Source organism: Myxococcota bacterium, assembly GCA_041389495.1.
In the GTDB taxonomy this organism is placed as follows: Bacteria; Myxococcota_A; UBA9160; order UBA9160; family UBA4427; genus JAWKRT01.
Window position 1 is genome coordinate 265,062 of record JAWKRT010000003.1, and the last position, 18,668, is coordinate 283,729.

At 69.2% G+C, this 18,668-nt stretch carries 25 protein-coding genes; all 25 read left to right on the forward strand.

Going from position 1 to position 18,668, the window contains the following annotated elements; translation table 11 throughout:
• The first annotated feature begins 29 nt into the window (after positions 1-29).
• Positions 30-4,208, forward strand: coding sequence for a DNA-directed RNA polymerase subunit beta' (gene rpoC / locus R3E88_17420; GenBank protein MEZ4218263.1), 4,179 nt, complete (start codon positions 30-32; stop codon positions 4,206-4,208).
• 472 nt (positions 4,209-4,680) lie between these two features.
• Positions 4,681-5,052, forward strand: a complete 372-nt coding sequence (gene rpsL, locus R3E88_17425; GenBank protein MEZ4218264.1) for a 30S ribosomal protein S12 — start codon at positions 4,681-4,683, stop codon at positions 5,050-5,052.
• Between the two features lie 69 nt (positions 5,053-5,121).
• Positions 5,122-5,592: a 30S ribosomal protein S7 gene (gene rpsG, locus R3E88_17430; GenBank protein MEZ4218265.1), complete on the forward strand. Its 471-nt coding sequence runs from the start codon at positions 5,122-5,124 to the stop codon at positions 5,590-5,592.
• A gap of 98 nt (positions 5,593-5,690) precedes the next feature.
• Positions 5,691-7,760 (forward strand): elongation factor G, encoded by a 2,070-nt coding sequence (gene fusA, locus R3E88_17435; GenBank protein MEZ4218266.1) that lies wholly within the window; start codon positions 5,691-5,693, stop codon positions 7,758-7,760.
• Between the two features lie 47 nt (positions 7,761-7,807).
• A complete protein-coding gene (tuf, locus tag R3E88_17440; GenBank protein MEZ4218267.1) occupies positions 7,808-8,998 on the forward strand; it encodes an elongation factor Tu in 1,191 nt (396 codons plus the stop codon).
• A gap of 43 nt (positions 8,999-9,041) precedes the next feature.
• Positions 9,042-9,350, forward strand: a complete 309-nt coding sequence (gene rpsJ, locus R3E88_17445) for a 30S ribosomal protein S10 (GenBank protein MEZ4218268.1) — start codon at positions 9,042-9,044, stop codon at positions 9,348-9,350.
• A 2-nt stretch (positions 9,351-9,352) separates the two neighbouring features.
• On the forward strand, positions 9,353-10,021 hold the full coding sequence (rplD, locus tag R3E88_17450; GenBank protein MEZ4218269.1) for a 50S ribosomal protein L4: 669 nt from the start codon (positions 9,353-9,355) through the stop codon (positions 10,019-10,021).
• On the forward strand, positions 10,018-10,305 hold the full coding sequence (gene rplW / locus R3E88_17455) for a 50S ribosomal protein L23 (protein MEZ4218270.1): 288 nt from the start codon (positions 10,018-10,020) through the stop codon (positions 10,303-10,305). Before rplD ends, rplW begins: the two co-directional genes overlap by 4 nt.
• A 7-nt stretch (positions 10,306-10,312) precedes the next feature.
• Positions 10,313-11,146: a 50S ribosomal protein L2 gene (gene rplB / locus R3E88_17460; protein ID MEZ4218271.1), complete on the forward strand. Its 834-nt coding sequence runs from the start codon at positions 10,313-10,315 to the stop codon at positions 11,144-11,146.
• A complete protein-coding gene (rpsS, locus tag R3E88_17465; protein ID MEZ4218272.1) occupies positions 11,146-11,421 on the forward strand; it encodes a 30S ribosomal protein S19 in 276 nt (91 codons plus the stop codon). Before rplB ends, rpsS begins: the two co-directional genes overlap by 1 nt.
• Position 11,422: 1 nt before the next feature.
• Positions 11,423-11,770 (forward strand): 50S ribosomal protein L22, encoded by a 348-nt coding sequence (rplV, locus tag R3E88_17470; GenBank protein ID MEZ4218273.1) that lies wholly within the window; start codon positions 11,423-11,425, stop codon positions 11,768-11,770.
• Between the two features lie 31 nt (positions 11,771-11,801).
• The gene (rpsC, locus tag R3E88_17475; GenBank protein MEZ4218274.1) at positions 11,802-12,485 is read left to right on the forward strand and encodes a 30S ribosomal protein S3; all 684 of its coding nucleotides are present in this window, start codon (positions 11,802-11,804) and stop codon (positions 12,483-12,485) included.
• A 6-nt stretch (positions 12,486-12,491) separates the two neighbouring features.
• Positions 12,492-12,905: a 50S ribosomal protein L16 gene (rplP, locus tag R3E88_17480; GenBank protein MEZ4218275.1), complete on the forward strand. Its 414-nt coding sequence runs from the start codon at positions 12,492-12,494 to the stop codon at positions 12,903-12,905.
• Positions 12,905-13,102: a 50S ribosomal protein L29 gene (gene rpmC / locus R3E88_17485; protein MEZ4218276.1), complete on the forward strand. Its 198-nt coding sequence runs from the start codon at positions 12,905-12,907 to the stop codon at positions 13,100-13,102. The genes rplP and rpmC overlap by 1 nt, the downstream gene beginning before the upstream one ends.
• Positions 13,099-13,362 (forward strand): 30S ribosomal protein S17, encoded by a 264-nt coding sequence (rpsQ, locus tag R3E88_17490; protein ID MEZ4218277.1) that lies wholly within the window; start codon positions 13,099-13,101, stop codon positions 13,360-13,362. The genes rpmC and rpsQ overlap by 4 nt, the downstream gene beginning before the upstream one ends.
• A gap of 24 nt (positions 13,363-13,386) precedes the next feature.
• Complete coding sequence (gene rplN / locus R3E88_17495) at positions 13,387-13,755, forward strand: 50S ribosomal protein L14 (GenBank protein ID MEZ4218278.1); 369 nt, start codon at positions 13,387-13,389, stop codon at positions 13,753-13,755.
• A 2-nt stretch (positions 13,756-13,757) separates the two neighbouring features.
• A complete protein-coding gene (gene rplE, locus R3E88_17500; GenBank protein MEZ4218279.1) occupies positions 13,758-14,300 on the forward strand; it encodes a 50S ribosomal protein L5 in 543 nt (180 codons plus the stop codon).
• Positions 14,301-14,315: 15 nt separating this feature from the next.
• Positions 14,316-14,714 carry a 30S ribosomal protein S8 gene (gene rpsH / locus R3E88_17505; GenBank protein MEZ4218280.1) on the forward strand — a complete coding sequence of 133 codons (399 nt, stop codon included), beginning with the start codon at positions 14,316-14,318 and terminating at the stop codon, positions 14,712-14,714.
• Positions 14,715-14,716: 2 nt separating this feature from the next.
• Positions 14,717-15,259, forward strand: coding sequence for a 50S ribosomal protein L6 (gene rplF, locus R3E88_17510; GenBank protein ID MEZ4218281.1), 543 nt, complete (start codon positions 14,717-14,719; stop codon positions 15,257-15,259).
• A gap of 6 nt (positions 15,260-15,265) precedes the next feature.
• Positions 15,266-15,637: a 50S ribosomal protein L18 gene (gene rplR, locus R3E88_17515; GenBank protein ID MEZ4218282.1), complete on the forward strand. Its 372-nt coding sequence runs from the start codon at positions 15,266-15,268 to the stop codon at positions 15,635-15,637.
• Positions 15,638-16,144: a 30S ribosomal protein S5 gene (rpsE, locus tag R3E88_17520; GenBank protein MEZ4218283.1), complete on the forward strand. Its 507-nt coding sequence runs from the start codon at positions 15,638-15,640 to the stop codon at positions 16,142-16,144.
• Entirely contained in the window at positions 16,141-16,338 is a 198-nt protein-coding gene (gene rpmD, locus R3E88_17525) for a 50S ribosomal protein L30 (protein MEZ4218284.1), read from the forward strand. Before rpsE ends, rpmD begins: the two co-directional genes overlap by 4 nt.
• Positions 16,339-16,342: 4 nt before the next feature.
• Positions 16,343-16,783 carry a 50S ribosomal protein L15 gene (rplO, locus tag R3E88_17530; GenBank protein ID MEZ4218285.1) on the forward strand — a complete coding sequence of 147 codons (441 nt, stop codon included), beginning with the start codon at positions 16,343-16,345 and terminating at the stop codon, positions 16,781-16,783.
• A complete protein-coding gene (gene secY, locus R3E88_17535) occupies positions 16,783-18,093 on the forward strand; it encodes a preprotein translocase subunit SecY (protein MEZ4218286.1) in 1,311 nt (436 codons plus the stop codon). The genes rplO and secY overlap by 1 nt, the downstream gene beginning before the upstream one ends.
• The gene (locus R3E88_17540) at positions 18,090-18,668 is read left to right on the forward strand and encodes an adenylate kinase (GenBank protein ID MEZ4218287.1); all 579 of its coding nucleotides are present in this window, start codon (positions 18,090-18,092) and stop codon (positions 18,666-18,668) included. Before secY ends, R3E88_17540 begins: the two co-directional genes overlap by 4 nt.

Below are 18,668 nucleotides of genomic sequence, written 5' to 3' on the forward strand. Positions count from 1 at the left end.
CTAGCCAACGCTAGTCGGGAGGGTATTCCGTGCGAGATCTCTACAACCTCTTCGAGAAGCCCAAGGATCCGCTCGCGTTCAACTCGCTGCGGATCTCGCTGGCGTCTCCGGAGAAGATCCGCGAGTGGTCCTTCGGCGAGGTGAAGAAGCCGGAGACGATCAACTACCGGACGTTCAAGCCCGAACGCGACGGCCTCTTCTGCGCGAAGATCTTCGGCCCGGTCAAGGACTACGAGTGCAACTGCGGCAAGTACAAGCGCATGAAGCACCGGGGCGTGATCTGCGAGAAGTGCGGCGTCGAGGTGATCCAGAGCAAGGTGCGCCGCGAGCGCATGGGCCACATCACGCTCGCGTCGCCCGTCGCCCACATCTGGTTCCTGAAGTCGCTGCCCTCGCGCATCGGCAACATCCTCGAGATCTCGCTGCGCGACATCGAGCGCGTCCTCTACTTCGAGACGCACGTCGTCACCGACCCGAAGGACACCGACCTCGTCGTCGGCGAGATGCTCAACGACGAGCGGCTCGCGGAGTGCCTCGAGCAGTACGGGCGCGGGGCCTTCGAGTACGGCATCGGCGCCGAGGCGGTGCGCAAGATGCTCGCCGGGCTCGACGTCGAGGACGAGTGCCGCCAGCTGCGGCTCGAGATGCGCGAGGCGACGAGCGAGGCGAAGCGCAAGAAGATCGCGAAGCGCCTCAAGGTGCTCGACGCGTTCCGCGAATCCGGCAACAAGCCGGAGCACATGATCCTCGAGGTCGTGCCGGTGATCCCGCCCGACCTCCGCCCGCTCGTGCCGCTCGACGGCGGCCGCTTCGCGACGAGCGACCTGAACGACCTCTACCGCCGCGTGATCAACCGCAACAACCGCCTGAAGCGGCTGCAGGAGCTCAACGCGCCCGAGGTCATCATCCGCAACGAGAAGCGGATGCTGCAGGAGGCGGTGGACGCGCTGTTCGACAACGGGCGCCGCGGCCGCGTCATCACGGGCCCGAGCAAGCGCCCGCTGAAGAGCCTCTCGGACATGCTCAAGGGCAAGTCGGGGCGCTTCCGCCAGAACCTGCTCGGCAAGCGCGTCGACTACTCGGGCCGCTCGGTGATCGTCGTCGGGCCCGAGCTGCGCCTGCACCAGTGCGGCCTCCCGAACCGAATGGCGCTCGAGCTCTTCAAGCCCTTCATCTACAGCAAGCTCGAGCAGCGCGGCTTCGTCACGACCATCAAGGCCGCGCGCAAGATGGTGGAGAAGGAGCGCCCCGAGGTCTGGGACATCCTCGCCGAGGTGATCCAGGAGCACCCGATCCTGCTCAACCGCGCGCCGACGCTGCACCGGCTCGGCCTGCAGGCGTTCGAGCCGATGCTGATCGACGGCAAGGCGATCCAGCTCCACCCGCTCGTGTGCGCCGCGTTCAACGCGGACTTCGACGGCGACCAGATGGCGGTGCACGTGCCGCTCTCGGTCGAGGCGCAGATCGAGGCCCGCGTGCTCATGATGTCGACCAACAACATCCTGAGCCCGGCGACCGGCCGGCCGATCATCGGGCCCACGCAGGACATCGTGCTCGGCTGCTACTACCTCACGCGCGAGCGCGCGGGCGCCCGCGGCGAGGGCAAGCGCTTCTCGAGCACCGAGGAGGTCCGCCGCGCGTACGACGCCGGCGAGATCGACCTGCACGCCACCATCCAGGTCCGCATGGGCGGCGAGGTCGTCGACAGCACGACGGGTCGCGTGCTCCTGCGCGAGGTCGTGGCCCCCGAGATCCCGTTCAAGTTCATCAACCAGACGATGGACAAGAAGGCGCTCGGCGAGCTCGTCGACCAGGCCTACCGCCGGCTCGGCAGCAAGGCCACCGTGCTGCTCGCCGATCGCGTGCGCACGCTCGGCTACGAGCACGCGACGCGCGCGGGCATCTCGATCTGCGTCGACGACATGGTCGTGCCGAAGGACAAGGCCGCCTTCCTCGCCGCCGCGACCGACGAGGTCAACGAGATCCACGAGCAGTACCAGGAAGGCCTCATCACCGACGGCGAGCGCTACAACAAGGTGGTCGACATCTGGTCGAAGGCGACCGAGCAGGTCACCGAGCAGATGCTCGACACGGTGGCCACGGACACCGTGCTCGACCAGGACGGCAACGAGGTCGAGATCCCGAGCTTCAACTCCATCTTCATGATGGCGGACTCGGGCGCGCGCGGATCGGCGCAGCAGATGCGGCAGCTCGCGGGCATGCGCGGCCTCATGGCGAAGCCGTCGGGCGCGATCATCGAGACGCCGATCACGTCGAACTTCCGCGAGGGCCTGACGGTCCTGCAGTACTTCATCTCGACGCACGGTGCGCGCAAGGGCCTCGCCGACACGGCGCTCAAGACCGCGAACTCGGGCTACCTCACGCGCCGGCTCGTCGACGTGTCGCAGGACGTCATCATCCGGCAGCACGATTGCGGGACGCAGGACGGCCTCGAGATCGGCGCGCTCGTCGAGGCGGGCGAGGTCGTCGAGCCGCTCGGCGAGCGCATCCTCGGGCGCGTGACGCTCGTCGACGTGACCGACCCGATCGGCGGCGAGGTGCTCGTCCCGGCCGGCGAGGAGATCGACGAGGATCGCGTCCGCAAGATCGAGGACGCCGGCATCGAGCGCGTCGCGATCCGCTCGGTGCTCACGTGCGAGGTCACGCACGGCGTGTGCGCGCTCTGCTACGGGCGCGATCTCGCTCGCGGCGAGATGGTGAACCTCGGCGAGGCCGTCGGCGTGATCGCGGCGCAGTCGATCGGCGAGCCCGGCACGCAGCTCACGATGCGCACGTTCCACATCGGCGGCGCGGCGACGCGGCGCGCGGAGCAGTCGCACGCCGAGGCGACGAGCGAGGGCACGGTCCAGTTCCACAACGTGCGCACGATCGTGAACCGCTCGGGCCAGACGATCGCGATGAGCCGCAACGCGGAGATCGGCATCGCGGACGCGAGCGGTCGCGAGCGCGAGCGCCACGCGGTCGTCTACGGCGCCCACGTGATCGTGACGGAAGGACAGGCGGTGCGGCCGGGCGACCTGCTGCTCGAGTGGGACCCCTTCGCCAGCCCGATCCTCGCCGATCAGCCCGGGCGCGTGAAGTTCGGCGACCTCGTCGAGGGCTCGACGATGCGCGAGCAGGTGGACGAGTTCACCGGCATGTCGTCGAAGGTCGTGATCGAGTCGCGCGACCCCGAGATGCGACCGCGCATCTCGATCAAGAGCGAGGCCGGGGAGACGGTGGCGCGCGCGCTGCTGCCGGTGAACGCGATCATCAGCGTCACCGACGGCGAGGAGGTCGGCGCGGGCGACGTGCTCGCGAAGATCACGCGCGAGGCCTCGAAGACCAAGGACATCACGGGCGGTCTGCCCCGCGTGGCCGAGCTCTTCGAGGCGCGCAAGCCGAAGGAGTGCGCGGTCGTCAGCGAGGTCGACGGCGTCGTGAGCTTCGGCGCCGACACGCGCGGCAAGCGCCGCGTCCTCGTGACGCCCGACGACGGCGAGCCGCACGAGTACCTGATCCCGAAGGGCAAGCACGTGAGCGTGCACGAGGGCGACCGCATCCGCGCCGGCGAGGCGCTGATGGACGGGTCGTCGAACCCGCACGACATCCTCAAGATCAAGGGTCTGAAGGAGCTCGCGAACTACCTGGTCGACGAGGTGCAGGAGGTCTACCGCCTGCAGGGCGTGAAGATCAACGACAAGCACATCGAGGTGATCGTCCGCCAGATGCTCCGCAAGGTCCGCGTCACCGACGTCGGCGACACCGACTTCCTGCTCGGCGAGCAGGTCGAGAAGACCACGTTCGAGGCGGTCAACGCGCGCATGCTCGAGGAGGGCAAGGAGTCGGCGAAGGCCGAGCCCCAGCTCCTCGGCATCACGAAGGCCTCGCTCTCGACGGAGTCGTTCATCTCGGCCGCGTCGTTCCAGGAGACGACGAAGGTGCTGACCGAGGCGGCGATCTGGGGGAAGACGGACCTGCTCCGCGGCCTCAAGGAGAACGTCATCATGGGTCGGCTGATCCCGGCCGGCACCGGGATGGCGCGCTCGAGCCGGATCGGGATCCAGATCGATGCGCCCGAGGGCTCGACGGGGATGTTCGAGGAGGAGGCGCTCCCGATCGGCGGCGCGGGCCTCGCGCCCGCACCGACGGCGGCGCCGTCGCCCCTCGACTTCGGGGCCCCGGCCGGCGAGCTCGGCGACGCCTAGCCGCAGGCGGGCGGGCCCGTCCGGCTCCCGGGCGGCGGGCGGGGCACACCCGCCCGCCCCGCCGCCCGGAGCCCGCCGACCGGAGCGGGACGGCCGCTCCGCGGCGCGTTGACAGGGCATCTATCCCCGCTAACCTGCGGCGGTTTTCGACTTCCAGGGTCGTGGTACCTCCGCGGTCCGTTCCCTGCTCGAGCCATGAGGCAGCCCGAGGCGCACGCCTCCGGTCTCATCGGCGGCAGGAAGCGGGCGCGGGGGACTCGCATCTCTGGAGACGGCCGCGCCGGCGTCCGCGAGCCCCGATCGGGGGCGGAACGGCGTCCGCGGCAGCGGCTGGGTCCCGCCAACGCTCGCGAGCCCGCCCCGCGCCCGACGCGCGGCGCGCTCGCATCCGACGCGGGGTCCCGAACTAACAACGCGTGGACGTGCGTGCGCTCGTGCGCGCCGCTCGCGCAGCCTGGAGAGCCTTCGAAGGATGCCGACGACCCAACAGCTCGTTCGCCGCGCGCGCAAGCCGGAGCCGAACCGCTCGAAGGCGCCCGACCTCGCGGCGTGTCCGCAGCGGCGCGGCGTGTGCCTGCGCGTCTTCACGATGACGCCGAAGAAGCCGAACTCCGCGCTGCGCAAGGTCGCGCGCGTGCGGCTCACGAACGGGCGCGAGGTGAACGCGTACATCCCGGGCGAGGGCCACTCGCTGCAGGAGCACTCCGTCGTGCTCGTGCGCGGCGGCCGCGTCAAGGATCTGCCCGGCGTCCGCTACCACATCGTCCGCGGCACGCTCGACTCGACGGGAGTCGACGGGCGCAACCGCGGCCGCTCGAAGTACGGCGCGAAGCGCAAGAAGTAATCCGATCCGAAGGGCCGCGCCGGCGTGCGACGCCGCCGCGGCCCTTCGCGTCCCGCACGAGGAAAGTCCATGCCGCGACGCCGCGACGTCCCGAAGCGCCCCGCCACGCCGGACCCGAAGCACGGGGACCGCACCGTCGGTCGCTTCATCAACGTGCTCATGCGCGATGGCAAGAAGAGCACGGCGCAGAGCATCGTCTACGACGCCTTCGAAGAGATCGAGAGCAAGATGCGCAGCGATCCGTTGGCGATGTTCCGCCGCGCCCTCGAGAACGTGCGCCCGCGCATCGAGGTGAAGTCGCGGCGCGTGGGCGGTGCGACGTACCAGGTGCCGATCGAGGTCGCACCGGAGCGCGCGACGTCGCTCGCGATGCGCTGGCTCAAGGAGGCCTCGAGCAAGCGCCCCGGGCGGAGCATGTCCGAGAAGCTCGCCAACGAGATCATCGATGCCGCGAACGAGCGCGGCGAGAGCGTGAAGAAGCGCGAGGACACGCATCGGATGGCGGACGCCAACAAGGCGTTCTCGCACTTCCGCTGGTAGCCGGTCCGCGGTCGCGCGCGGCGGGGCAGGGTGCTCCGCCGCGGATCCTTCCCGGGTCTCCGGACCCGACCCCTCCGAAGAATTCGACGAGCCCGACGATGTCGCGAACGACGCCGCTCGAAAGAATCCGGAACATCGGGATCATGGCGCACATCGACGCCGGGAAGACGACCACGACCGAGCGGATCCTGTTCTACACGGGCGTGAACTACAAGATGGGCGAGGTGCACGACGGCGCGGCGACGATGGACTGGATGGAGCAGGAGCAGGAGCGCGGCATCACGATCACCTCGGCCGCGACCGCGTGCTCGTGGAACGACCACCGCATCCAGATCATCGACACGCCCGGTCACGTCGACTTCACGGTCGAGGTCGAGCGCTCGCTGCGCGTGCTCGACGGCGCGGTCGCGGTGTTCTGTGCCGTCGGCGGCGTCGAGCCGCAGTCCGAGACGGTGTGGCGCCAGGCCGATCGCTACCGCGTGCCGCGCATCGCGTTCGTCAACAAGCTCGATCGCATCGGCGCCGACTTCCCGCGCGCGGTCGAGATGATGCGCGATCGACTCGGCGCGAATCCCGTTCCCGTGCAGATCCCGATCGGCTCCGAGGACGCGTTCGAGGGCGTCGTCGACGTGCTCGAGATGCGCGCGCTGCGCTGGAAGGACGAGACGCTCGGCGCCGAGTACGTCACGGGCGAGATCCCGCCCGATCTGGCCGGCGCGGCGGAAGCGGCGCGCGAGCGCGTGATCGAGGCGGCGGCCGACTTCGACGAGGACCTGATGGCCGCCTATCTCGAGGCCGAGCCGATCCCGTCGGAGTCGCTGCGCAAGGCGCTTCGCCAGGCGACGCTGTCGCTCAAGGCCGTGCCCGTGCTGTGCGGGAGCGCGTTCAAGAACAAGGGCGTCCAGCCGCTGCTCGACGCGGTCGTCGCATTCCTCCCCTCGCCGCTCGACGTGCCCCCCGTGCAGGGGACGCACCCGAAGACGGGCGAGGTCGAGGTGCGCCGCGCCGACGACCAGGAGCCCTTCAGCGCACTCGCGTTCAAGATCATGAGCGACAAGCACGTGGGTCACCTGACCTACCTGCGCGTCTACTCCGGGAGCGCGAAGACGGGCGAGGCCGTGCTGAACGCCGCGACGGGAAAGCGCGAGCGGCTCGGCCGCCTGCTGCGCATGCACGCGAACAAGCGCGAAGAGGTCGAGTTCGCGCGCACGGGCGACATCGTCGCCGCCGTCGGCATCAAGCAGGTGCGCACGGGCGAGACGCTCTGCGCGGTGAACGCGCCGATCCTCCTCGAGTCGCTCGACTTCCCGGATCCGGTCATCTCGATCGCGATCGAGCCCAAGACGAACGCCGACATGGACCGCCTCGCGCAGGCGCTCGAACGCCTCGAGCGCGAGGATCCGTCGTTCCGCGTCGCCACCGACACCGAGACGGGGCAGACGCTGATCTCGGGCATGGGCGAGCTCCACCTCGAGATCATCACCGACCGCCTCTTCCGCGAGTTCGACGTCGACGCCAACGTCGGCCGCCCGCAGGTCGCCTACAAGGAGACCATCGCCGGCAGCGCCGTCGCCGAGGCGCGCTACATCAAGCAGACGGGCGGCTCGGGTGACTACGCGGTCGTGAAGCTCGAGGTCTCCAAGGGCGAGCCGGGAAGCGGCTTCCGGTTCGCGGATGCGACGAAGGGCGGCCCGATCCCGAAGGAGTTCATGGCGGCGGTCGAAGCGGGCTGCCGCGAGGCCGCCGAGAGCGGCGAGCTCGCCGGCTACCCGGTCGTCGACATCGGCGTGCGCGTGCTCGACGGGCAGACCCACGACGTCGACTCGTCGGAGCGCTCGTTCAAGATCGCGGGCTCGATGGCGCTGCGCGAGGCGATGCAGAAGGCCGGCCCCGTGCTGCTCGAGCCGTACATGGCCGTCGAGGTGGTCACGCCCGAGGAGTTCGTGGGCGCCGTGCAGGGCGACCTCGCGTCGCGCCGCTCGAACATCACGGGCATCGTCGCGCGCGCAGGCTCGCAGGTGGTGACGGCGACGGCGCCGCTGTCGCAGATGTTCGGCTACGTGAACGCGCTCCGATCGATGACGCAGGGGCGCGCCAGCTACACGATGCAGTTCTCGCACTACGAAGGCGTCCCGAGCCAGGTCGTCGACCAGATCGTCGGGCGCTGAACGTTCCACCCCCGGTCCGCGAAGGGCGGGAGAAGAGAGAGAAGGACATGGCCAAGGAGAAGTTCGAGCGGACGAAGCCTCACGTGAACGTGGGGACGATCGGTCACGTGGACCACGGGAAGACGACGCTGACGGCGGCGATCACGGCGCGTCAGGCGCACAAGGGTCTCGCGGAGAAGGTGGACTTCGCGAACATCGACAAGGCGCCGGAGGAGCGGGAGCGCGGGATCACGATCGCGACGTCGCACGTGGAGTACCAGACGGCGTCGCGTCACTACGCGCACGTGGACTGCCCGGGTCACGCGGACTACGTGAAGAACATGATCACGGGTGCGGCGCAGATGGACGGCGCGGTGCTGGTGGTGTCGGCGGCGGACGGACCGATGCCGCAGACGCGGGAGCACGTGCTGCTGGCGCGGCAGGTGAACGTTCCTCACATCGTGGTGTTCCTGAACAAGGTGGACCAGGTGGACGACCCGGAGCTGCTGGACCTGGTGGAGCTCGAGGTGCGGGAGCTGCTGAGCTCGTACGAGTTTCCTGGGGACGACATTCCGATCGTGAAGGGTTCGGCGCTGAAGGCGGGGGAGAACCCTTCGGACGATGCGGCGAACGCGTGCATCGACGAGCTGATGGACGCGCTCGACTCGACGATTCCGCAGCCGGAGCGCGCGCTGGATCGACCTTTCCTGATGCCGATCGAGGACGTGTTCTCGATCACGGGTCGCGGGACGGTGGTGACGGGTCGGATCGAGCAGGGGATCGTGAAGACGGGCGACGAGGTGGAGATCGTCGGGATCCGAGCGACGACGAAGACGACGGTGACGGGCGTGGAGATGTTCCGGAAGCTTCTCGACGAGGGGCAGGCCGGGGACAACGTGGGTTGTCTGCTTCGGGGCACGGGGAAGGACGACGTGGAGCGGGGTCAGGTGCTGGCGAAGCCGGGATCGATCACGCCGCACACGAAGTTCAAGGCGCAGGCGTACGTGCTGACGAAGGACGAGGGGGGTCGGCACACGCCGTTCTTCAACGGGTACCGGCCGCAGTTCTACTTCCGGACGACGGACGTGACGGGCGTGGCGGAGCTTCCCGAGGGCACGGAGATGGTGATGCCCGGGGACAACGTGGAGATGACGGTCACGCTGATCACGCCGATCGCGATGGACAAGGAGCTGCGCTTCGCGATCCGCGAAGGCGGCCGCACCGTCGGCGCCGGCGTCGTCGCCGAGATCATCGAGTAGGTCCGGCCGAGCAGGCCGGGAACGGAGTCACAACGTGGCCGAGATGAGCGCTCAGAAGATCCGCATCCGGATGAAGGCGTACGACTACAAGCTCCTCGACCAGAGTGCCGGGGAGATCGTCGACACCGCGCTTCGCACGGGTGCTCGCGTCGCGGGGCCGATCCCGCTCCCGACGTCGATCAACAAGTACACCGTGCTGCGCGGGCCGCACATCGACAAGAAGTCGCGCGAGCAGTTCGAGATGCGCACGCACCGGCGGCTCGTCGACATCCTCGAGCCGACGGCGCAGACCGTCGACGCGCTGATGAAGCTCGAGCTCGCGGCGGGCGTGGACGTGGAGATCAAGCTCTAGTCATGGCAACCGTGGACGTGAAGACGCTCGACCTCGCGAAGGGCGGCGCGGGAAAGGCGGGCTCGCTCGAGCTCGATCCGGCCGTGTTCGAGGTCGAGGTGCGGCCCGATCTGTTCCACGCGGAGGTGCGGCGGCAGCTCGCCGGGCGCCGCGCGGGCACGCACAGCACCAAGAACCGCGCGTTCGTGTCGGGCGGCGGCGTCAAGCCGTGGCGCCAGAAGGGCACGGGACGCGCGCGCCAGGGCTCGATCCGCGCCCCGCAGTGGGCGGGAGGCGGCATCGTCTTCGGTCCGGTGCCGCGCGGCTATGCGCACAAGCTCCCGAAGAAGGTCCGGGCCGCCGCGCTGCGGAGCGCGCTGTCGCTCAAGCAGTCCGAGGGAAACCTGACCGTCGTCGAGGCGCTCGCGCTCGACGAGTACAAGACGAAGAAGGTGGCGGCCGCGCTCGAGTCGCTCGGGCTCGCCGGCAAGAGCGTGCTCGTCGTGATCGACGAGGAGAGCGCGACGTTCGAGACGTCCGCGCGCAACCTGCCGAACGTCTCCGTCATCCGCGCCGAGGGCGTGAACGTCTACGACGTGCTCCGCCACGAGGCGCTCGTCGCGACGCGCGCGTCGATCGAGAAGCTCGCGGCGCGGCTCGCCGCGGCGCCGCGGCGGGGGAACGCGTCGTGAACGCCCACCAGATCATCCGCCGTCCGATCGTGACGGAGAAGAGCAGCCTCGGTCGCGAGGTCGAGAACGTCGTGACGTTCGCGGTCGATCCGCGCGCCAACAAGCACGAGATCGCGCGCGCCGTCGAGGAGCTCTTCGACGTGAAGGTCGTCGGCGTGCACACGATGCGGCAGCCGCGCAAGACGCGACGGCTGGGCAGGTACGTCGGCTTCAAGCCGGAGTGGAAGAAGGCGATCGTGAAGCTGGCCGAGGGCCAGTCGATCGAGTTCTTCGAGGGAGTGTGAGCGAGCCATGCCGGTGAAGGTCTACAAGCCCACCTCGGCGGGACGACGCGGAATGAGCGTCTCCACGTTCTCCGAGATCACGCGCTCGAAGCCCGAGCGTTCGCTCGTCGAGGGCGGCGTGCGGAAGTCCGGCGGGCGCAACGCCTACGGGCGCGTCACGAGCTGGCACCGCGGAGGCGGCCACAAGCGGCGCTTCCGCACGATCGACTTCAAGCGCGACAAGACGGGCGTGCCGGCCCGCGTCGCGGCGATCGAGTACGACCCGAACCGGTCGGCCCGCATCGCGCTGCTGCACTATGCGGACGGCGAGAAGCGCTACATCCTCGCACCGCTCGAGCTGCGCGTCGGCGACCGCGTCGAGGCGGGCCCGAACGCGGAGGTCGCACCGGGCAACGCCGCGCCGCTCTCGCGCATCCCGCTCGGCACGATCGTGCACTGCATCGAGATGAAGCCCGGCAAGGGCGCCCAGCTCGTGCGCTCGGCCGGCACCGGCGCGCAGCTCATGGCGCGCGAGGGCGACTACGCGACGCTGCGTCTTCCGAGCGGCGAGATGCGGATGATCCGCTCGGTGTGCATGGCGACGATCGGCCAGGTCGGCAACCCGGAGCACGAGAACCAGAGCATCGGCAAGGCCGGTCGCTCGCGCTGGAAGGGCAAGCGCCCCAACGTCCGCGGCGTCGCGATGAACCCGGTCGACCATCCGATGGGCGGCGGCGAGGGCCGCACCTCCGGCGGCCGGCACCCGTGCACGCCGTGGGGCAAGCCCACGAAGGGCCACAAGACGCGCTCGAAGAAGGCGCGCTCGAACAAGTTCATCGTGAAGCGGCGAGGGAAGAAGTAATGGCGCGCTCGCTCAAGAAGGGCCCGTTCATCGACGTGAGCCTCCAGAAGAAGGTGGACGCCGTCGTCGCCGGCGGGAGCAAGCAGGTCATCCGGACGTGGTCGCGGCGCTCGATGATCTCGCCCGAGTTCGTCGGCCTCACCTTCCACGTGCACAACGGCAAGCTCTTCGTCCCGGTCTTCGTGACGGAGAACATGGTCGGCCACCGCCTCGGCGAGTTCTCGCCCACGCGGAAGTTCACGGGCCATGCCGGCGACAAGAAGGTGAAGCGCTGAGATGGACGTCTCCGCCCGACTCAACGGCTACCGGATCAGCGCGCGCAAGGCGCGGCTCGTCGCGGACCAGATCCGCGGACGCGGCGTCGAGGACGCGCTGAACATCCTGGCCGTCTCGAACAAGAAGTTCTCCCAGCCGCTCGAGAAGCTCGTGCGCTCCGCGGTCGCCAACGCCGAGCAGCACAACGAGACGAAGAGCGCGGGAATCGACATCGACAACCTCGTCGTCGCGAAGGTGACCGTCGACGAGGGTCCGAGCATGTGGCGCATCCGCCCGCGCGCGCAGGGGCGCGCGACCTGGGTCCAGAAGCGCAGCAGCAACGTCACGGTCGTGCTGTCCGAGCGCTGAGCCCGGCGCGCCAAGGCAACTGGAGAGATCAGTGGGACAGAAGGTCCATCCCTACGGCTTCCGACTCGGCACCCTCTACGGGTGGCAGTCGAACTGGTTCGCGGGAAAGAACTACGCGGAGCAGCTGCACGAGGATCTCGCGATCCGGAAGTTCATCAAGAAGAAGCTCTATCACGCCGGCATCTCGAAGGTCGTGATCGAGCGGACGGGCGACAAGGTCGTCGTGAACATCCACACCGCGCGGCCCGGCATCCTGATCGGGAAGCGCGGCGCCGAGGTGGAGACGCTGCGCAAGGAGCTCGGCTCGCTCACGCCGCGCGACGTCTTCATCAACATCAAGGAGATCCGCAAGGCGGAGCTCGACGCGCAGCTCGTCGCGGAGAACATCGCGCTCCAGCTCGAGCGCCGCGTGGCGTTCCGGCGCGCGATGAAGAAGTCGATGACGTCGACGATGAAGTTCGGCGCCAAGGGCATCCGCATCCAGTGCTCGGGCCGCCTCGGCGGCGCGGAGATGGGCCGGCGCGAGTGGTACCGCGACGGGCGCGTCCCGCTGCACACGCTGCGCGCCGACATCGAGTACGGCCTCGCCGAGGCGAAGACGACGTACGGCGTGATCGGCGTGAAGTGCTGGATCTTCAAGGGCGACGTGAGCGACCGCGAGCTGCGCAAGGGGCCGCTGGCCTCGCGCGTCGACGGCGACGTGGCGGCGAGGTAGCGAGCGATGCTGCAACCGAAGAAGGTCAAGCACCGCAAGATGTTCAAGGGGCGCAACCGCGGCGCGGCGAGCCGCGGCACCGAGCTCGCCTTCGGCGACTTCGGGCTCCAGGCGCTCGGCAACGCGTTCATCACCGCGCGCCAGATCGAAGCGGCCCGCATCGCGATGACCCGCCACGTGAAGCGCGGCGGCAAGGTGTGGATCCGCGTCTTCCCGGACAAGCCCATCACGAAGAAGCCGGCCGAGACGCGCATGGGCAAGGGCAAGGGCAACCCCGAGCTGTGGGTCGCCCCGGTGAAGCGGGGCCGGATGCTCTACGAGATGGAGGGCGTGTCCGTCGAGATCGCGCGCGAAGCGATGCGACTGGCGGCGCACAAGCTCCCCGTCGCGTGCCGCTTCGTCGTGCGGGAGGAGTCGTGATGAAGGCTTCGGAGCTCCGCGGCCTCTCGCTCGACGAGCTGGAGCAGAAGGTGAAGGACCAGCGCAAGGTGTTCTTCGACGCCAAGCTCCGCCACGTGACGGGGCAGCTCGAGAACACGGCACAGCTCAAGACACTCAAGCGGGAGATCGCTCGCGTGGAGACCGTTCTCCGCGAAAAGCGCGAGGGACAGCAGTGACGGAACGAGGACGGCGGCGAAGCGTGGTCGGGGTCGTGGTGAGCGACAAGATGGACAAGACCATCGTCGTGCGGGTCGAGAGGCTCGTGCAGGACCCCCGCTACAAGAAGTACGTACGACGTTATGCGCGCTACATGGCGCACGACGAGGCGAACGCGTGCAAGGTCGGAGACCAGGTGCGCATCGTCGAACATCGCCCGATGAGCAAGCGCAAGCGCTGGAAGGTCCAGGAGACGCTCGCGACGGCCACCCGGGTCTGACGCGGCGGCGAGCGGAGAAGAACGATGATTCAGCAGGAGTCCAGGCTCCAGGTCGCGGACAACTCGGGCGCGCGCCAGGTGTCGTGCATCCGCGTGCTCGGCGGCTCGAAGCGCAAGTACGCCTCGATCGGCGACGTGATCGTCGTCGCCGTCAAGGAGGCGATCCCGAACGCGCGCGTGAAGAAGGGCGAGGTGCGCAAGGCGGTCGTCGTGCGCGTGAAGAAGGGCGTGAACCGCCCCGACGGCTCGATCATCCGCTTCGACGAGAACGCGGCGGTGCTGATCGACAACCAGAGGGAGCCGGTCGGGACGCGCATCTTCGGGCCCGTCGCGCGCGAGCTCCGCGGGCGCGGGTTCATGAAGATCATCTCGCTGGCGCCGGAGGTGCTGTAGCGATGACGCCGAGACTGCTCGAGCGCTACCGGACCGAGGTCGTGCCGAAGCTCCGCGAGGAGTTCGGCTACAAGAACGTCCATCAGGTGCCGGTGCTGGTGAAGACGGTGGTGAACGTCGGGCTCGGCGAGGCGACGCAGAACCCGAAGCTGATGGAGCGCGCCGTCGAGGAGCTCGCGCTGATCACGGGGCAGCGCCCGACGGTGCGCCGTGCGAAGCAGAGCATCTCGAACTTCAAGCTGCGCGAGAACCAGGCGATCGGCTGCGCGGTGACGCTGCGCCGCGAGCGCCAGTGGGAGTTCCTCGACCGGCTGATGACGGTGGCGCTGCCGCGCGTGCGCGACTTCAAGGGCGTGTCGCCGCGGGCCTTCGACGGCCGCGGCAACTACACGCTCGGCCTCAAGGAACAGATCATCTTCCCGGAAATCGACTACGACTCGGTCGAGCGGGTGACGGGCATGAACGTCACCGTCGTGACGACCGCGAAGTCGGACGCCGAGGCGAAGGCGCTGCTCGCCCACCTCGGCATGCCGTTCCGGAAATAGCGAGGGCGCCTGGCCATGATGACGGACCCGATCTCCGACCTGCTCGCGCGCATCCGCAACGCTTCGGCGGCGCGGCACGCACAGACGACGTGCCCCGCCTCGAAGCTCAAGAAGGCGGTGGCGAACGTGATGGTGCAGGAGGGCTTCCTGACCGCGGTGGAGGAGGAGGCGCCCGAGGGCGGCCACCCGCTGCTGCGCCTCACGCTCCGCTACCGGGACGACGGCAAGCCGATCGCCGACGGCATCCAGCGCGTGTCGCGCCCCGGGCGCCGCGTGTTCGTCGGCGCTTCCGACATCGGTCGGGTGCGCGGCGGGCTCGGCATCAAGATCCTGTCGACGTCGAAGGGCGTGCTGTCGGACCGCGACGCGCGCTCCCAGAACGTCGGCGGCGAAGTGATCTGCGAGGTCTGGTAGCGATGTCGCGCATCGGCAACAAGGCGATCGCGGTGCCGAAGGGCGTCGAGCTCTCGGTGGCCGACGGCTCGCTCTCGGTGAAGGGGCCGAAGGGGACGCTGACGCGTCCGCTGCCGCCGAAGATCGACGTCCGCATCGACGACGGCACCGTCACGTTCGCACGGCCCGCCCACGACACGAAGACGCGCGCCCTCCACGGGCTCGCGCGCGCGCTCGTGAACAACATGGTCACGGGCGTGACCGAGGGCTTCAAGAGGGAGCTCGAGATCCAGGGCGTCGGCTACCGCGCGAACGCGAGCGGCCAGACGCTCAACCTCCTGCTCGGCTTCTCGCATCCCGTCGAGATGCCGGTGCCGGAGGGGCTCTCCGTGTCGGTCGAGGCGAACACGACGATCCGGATCGAGGGCATCGACAAGCAGCAGGTCGGCCAGTTCGCGGCCGACATCCGCTCGCTCCGGCCGCCCGAGCCCTACAAGGGCAAGGGCGTCCGGTACGCCGGCGAGCGCGTGCGCCGCAAGGTCGGCAAGACCGGCGCGGGGAAGTAGGGCCCAATGCAGAAACGAATCCGCAACGAAGACCTGCGGCGACGCCTCCAGCGGCGCAAGCGCATCGCGAAGCGCGTCGCCGAGTCCGAGCGGCCGTCGCTCACGGTGTTCCGCAGCGCGAAGCACATCTACGCGCAGGTCGTCGACCCGCAGACCGGCCGCACGCTCTTCACCGTCTCGACGCGGCAGAAGGGCCTCGCGAACGGCTCCGGTGCGACGGGCAACGTCGAGGCGGCGAAGCGCGTCGGCGCGGCCGTCGCCGCCGAGGCGAGGAAGCACGACATCACGCGCGTCGTCTTCAACCGCAACGGCTTCCTCTATCACGGTCGCGTCAAGGCGCTGGCCGACGCCGCCCGCGAAGGCGGCCTGGAGTTCTAGATGGCGGCGCTCGTTCCCCACTCCGAGATCAATCCCAACGAGCTCGAGCTCTCCGATCGCGTGATCCACATCAATCGCGTCGCGAAGGTGGTGAAGGGCGGCCGGCGCTTCAGCTTCAGCGCCATCGTGGTCGTCGGCGACGGCAACGGCGTGGTCGGCGTCGGGATGGGCAAGGCCGGCGAGGTGCCGGAGGCGATCCGCAAGGGCATCGACAAGGCCCGGCGCTCGCTCTTCCGCGTGCCGCTCGTGCAGGGGACGCTCCCGCACGAGGTGATCGGCCGCTTCGGCGCGGGGCGCGTGCTGCTCAAGCCGGCCTCGGCCGGTACGGGCGTGATCGCGGGCGGCCCCGTGCGCGCGGTGGTCGAGGTCGCCGGCGTGAAGGACGTGCTCACGAAGACGCTCGGCACCAACAACCCGCACAACGTCGTGCACGCGACGGTGTCCGGGCTGCTGTCGCTGCGCGACCCCGAGGAGCGCCTCGCGGAGCTCGGGAGGGCGCGCTCGTGAGCGCGGCGAACGCGGGGAAGACGCTCAAGGTGAAGCAGGTCCGCAGCGCGATCGGCTTCGACCAGCGGCAGCGCGCGACGCTGCGCGGCCTCGGCATCCGCCGCCTGCAGCAGGTGGTCGAGCTCGAGGACACGCCGTCCGTGCGCGGGATGATCCAGAAGGTGCACCACCTCGTCGTGGTGCTGGAGAGCTAGTCGGATGTTGGAACGACTCGCGCCGAACCCGGGAGCCAAGCCGAGCAAGATGCGCGTCGGCCGGGGCCCGGGCTCGGGCAAGGGCCGCTACTGCGGTCGGGGCATCAAGGGCCAGGGCACGCGCTCGGCCGGGCGGCCGAAGGGCGCCGGCTTCGAGGGCGGCCAGATGCCGATCGCGCGCCGCATCCCGAAGCGCGGCTTCACGAACTCCTTCCGCAAGGAGGTGGCGATCGTGAACCTCTCGGACCTCGCCGGCTTCGGCGAGGGCGCGACGGTGGACGTCGATGCGCTCGTGGCGCGCGGGCTCGTCGCGCGCCGCCACGACGCCGTGAAGCTGCTCGGCGACGGCGACGCGCCGCGCGGGCTCACGGTGAAGGTGCATCGCGCGAGCGCGCAGGCGAAGACGAAGATCGAGGCCGCGGGCGGCGCGGTGGAGCTCGTCTGATGATCGGCGGCATCCAGAACATCGGCAGGATCCAGGAGCTGCGCTCCCGGATCTTCTTCACGTTCGGGATGCTCGCCGTCTACCGGGCCGGCTGCGCCGTGGCGACGCCCGGCATCAACCGCGACGTCATCCGCACGTTCTTCGACCAGTCGCGCGACACCGTCTTCGGCCTGATGAACATCTTTTCGGGCGGCGCGATGGAGCAGCTGTCGATCTTCGCGCTGGGCATCATGCCCTACATCAGCGCGAGCATCATCTTCCAGCTGCTGACCGTCGTGATCCCGGCGCTCGAGGAGATGAAGAAGGAAGGCGATTCGGGCCAGAAGAAGATCAACCAGTGGACGCGCTATGCGACCGTGGGGCTCGCCTTCTTCCAGAGCTTCCTGATCGCGCAGGCGCTGCAGGGCGGCCAGTTCGGCAGCGGCGCCGTGCTCGACCCCGGCCTCGCGTTCACGCTGACGACGATGGTGACGCTGACGACCGGGACCATCTTCCTGATGTGGCTGGGTGAGCAGATCACCGAGCGCGGCATCGGGAACGGCATCTCGCTGATCATCTTCGCGGGCATCATCGTCTCGATCCCGTCGGGCATCAACAAGGTGTGGATGCTGATCCAGACCGATCAGCTCTCGATCCTCGAGGTGATCCTGTTCCTGGCCTTCGCGCTCGCGATCGTCGCGGGCGTGGTGACCGTCGAGCGCGGTCAGCGCCGCATCCCGATCCAGAGCGCCAAACGCGTCGTCGGCCGGCGGGTGATGCAGGGCGGGATGACGTACTTCCCGCTGCGCGTGAACACGGCCGGGGTGATCCCGCCGATCTTCGCGTCGTCGCTGCTGATGTTCCCGCTCACGATCGCGCAGTTCACGGAGTCGGACCGGGTCCGGACCTTCATCCAGGACTATCTCGACCCCGGCGCGCTCTCGTACAACCTGGTCTACCTCGGGCTGATCGTGTTCTTCGCCTTCTTCTACACGGCGATCATGATCGACCCGCAGGACGTGGCCGAGAACATCCGGCGGATGGGCGGCAACATCCCGGGGATCCGGCCGGGCCGCAGCACGGCCGACTACATCGACAAGGTGCTGAGCCGCCTCACGCTCGTCGGCGCGATCTACGTCGGCCTCGTCTGCATCCTGCCCGTGATCATCTCGTCGCAGGTGAACCAGCCCTTCTACTTCGGCGGCACCGCGCTGCTGATCGCGGTCGGCGTCGGGCTCGACACGATCGCCCAGATCGAGTCGCACCTCGTGTCGCGGCAGTACGAGGGCTTCGTGAAGGGCGGGCGCATCCGCGGGAGGCTCGGGCGATGAGCGCGCGGCGCAGGACGCGGCTCGTGCTGCTCGGCCCGCCGGGTGCCGGCAAGGGAACGCAGGCCGCGGCCATCAAGGACGGGCTCGGCGTTCCGCACGTCTCCACCGGAGACATGCTGCGCGAGGCCGTGGCCCGGGGGACCGAGATCGGCAGGCAGGCCAAGGCGGTGATGGACGCCGGCAAGCTCGTGAGCGACGCGATCGTGATCGGCATCGCCAAGGAGCGGCTGTCGCAGCCGGACGCGGAGAAGGGCTTCATCCTCGACGGCTTCCCGCGCACGATCGCGCAGGCCGAGGCGCTCGACGCGCTGCTCGGCGATCTCGGCATGCCGCTCGACGCCTGTCTCGCGATCACGGCGGACACCGAGGCCATCGTGGCGCGGCTCCTCAAGCGCGCCGAGATCGAGGGGCGCGCGGACGACAACGAGGCGACGATCCGCGCGCGCATGAAGGAGTACGACGCGAAGACGGCGCCGCTGCTCGCGTACTACCGCGAGCGCGGGCTGCTCGCGGAGGTGGATGGAATGGGCGAGGTCGCCGCAGTGACCTCGCGCATCATGGAGGTGATCGGATAG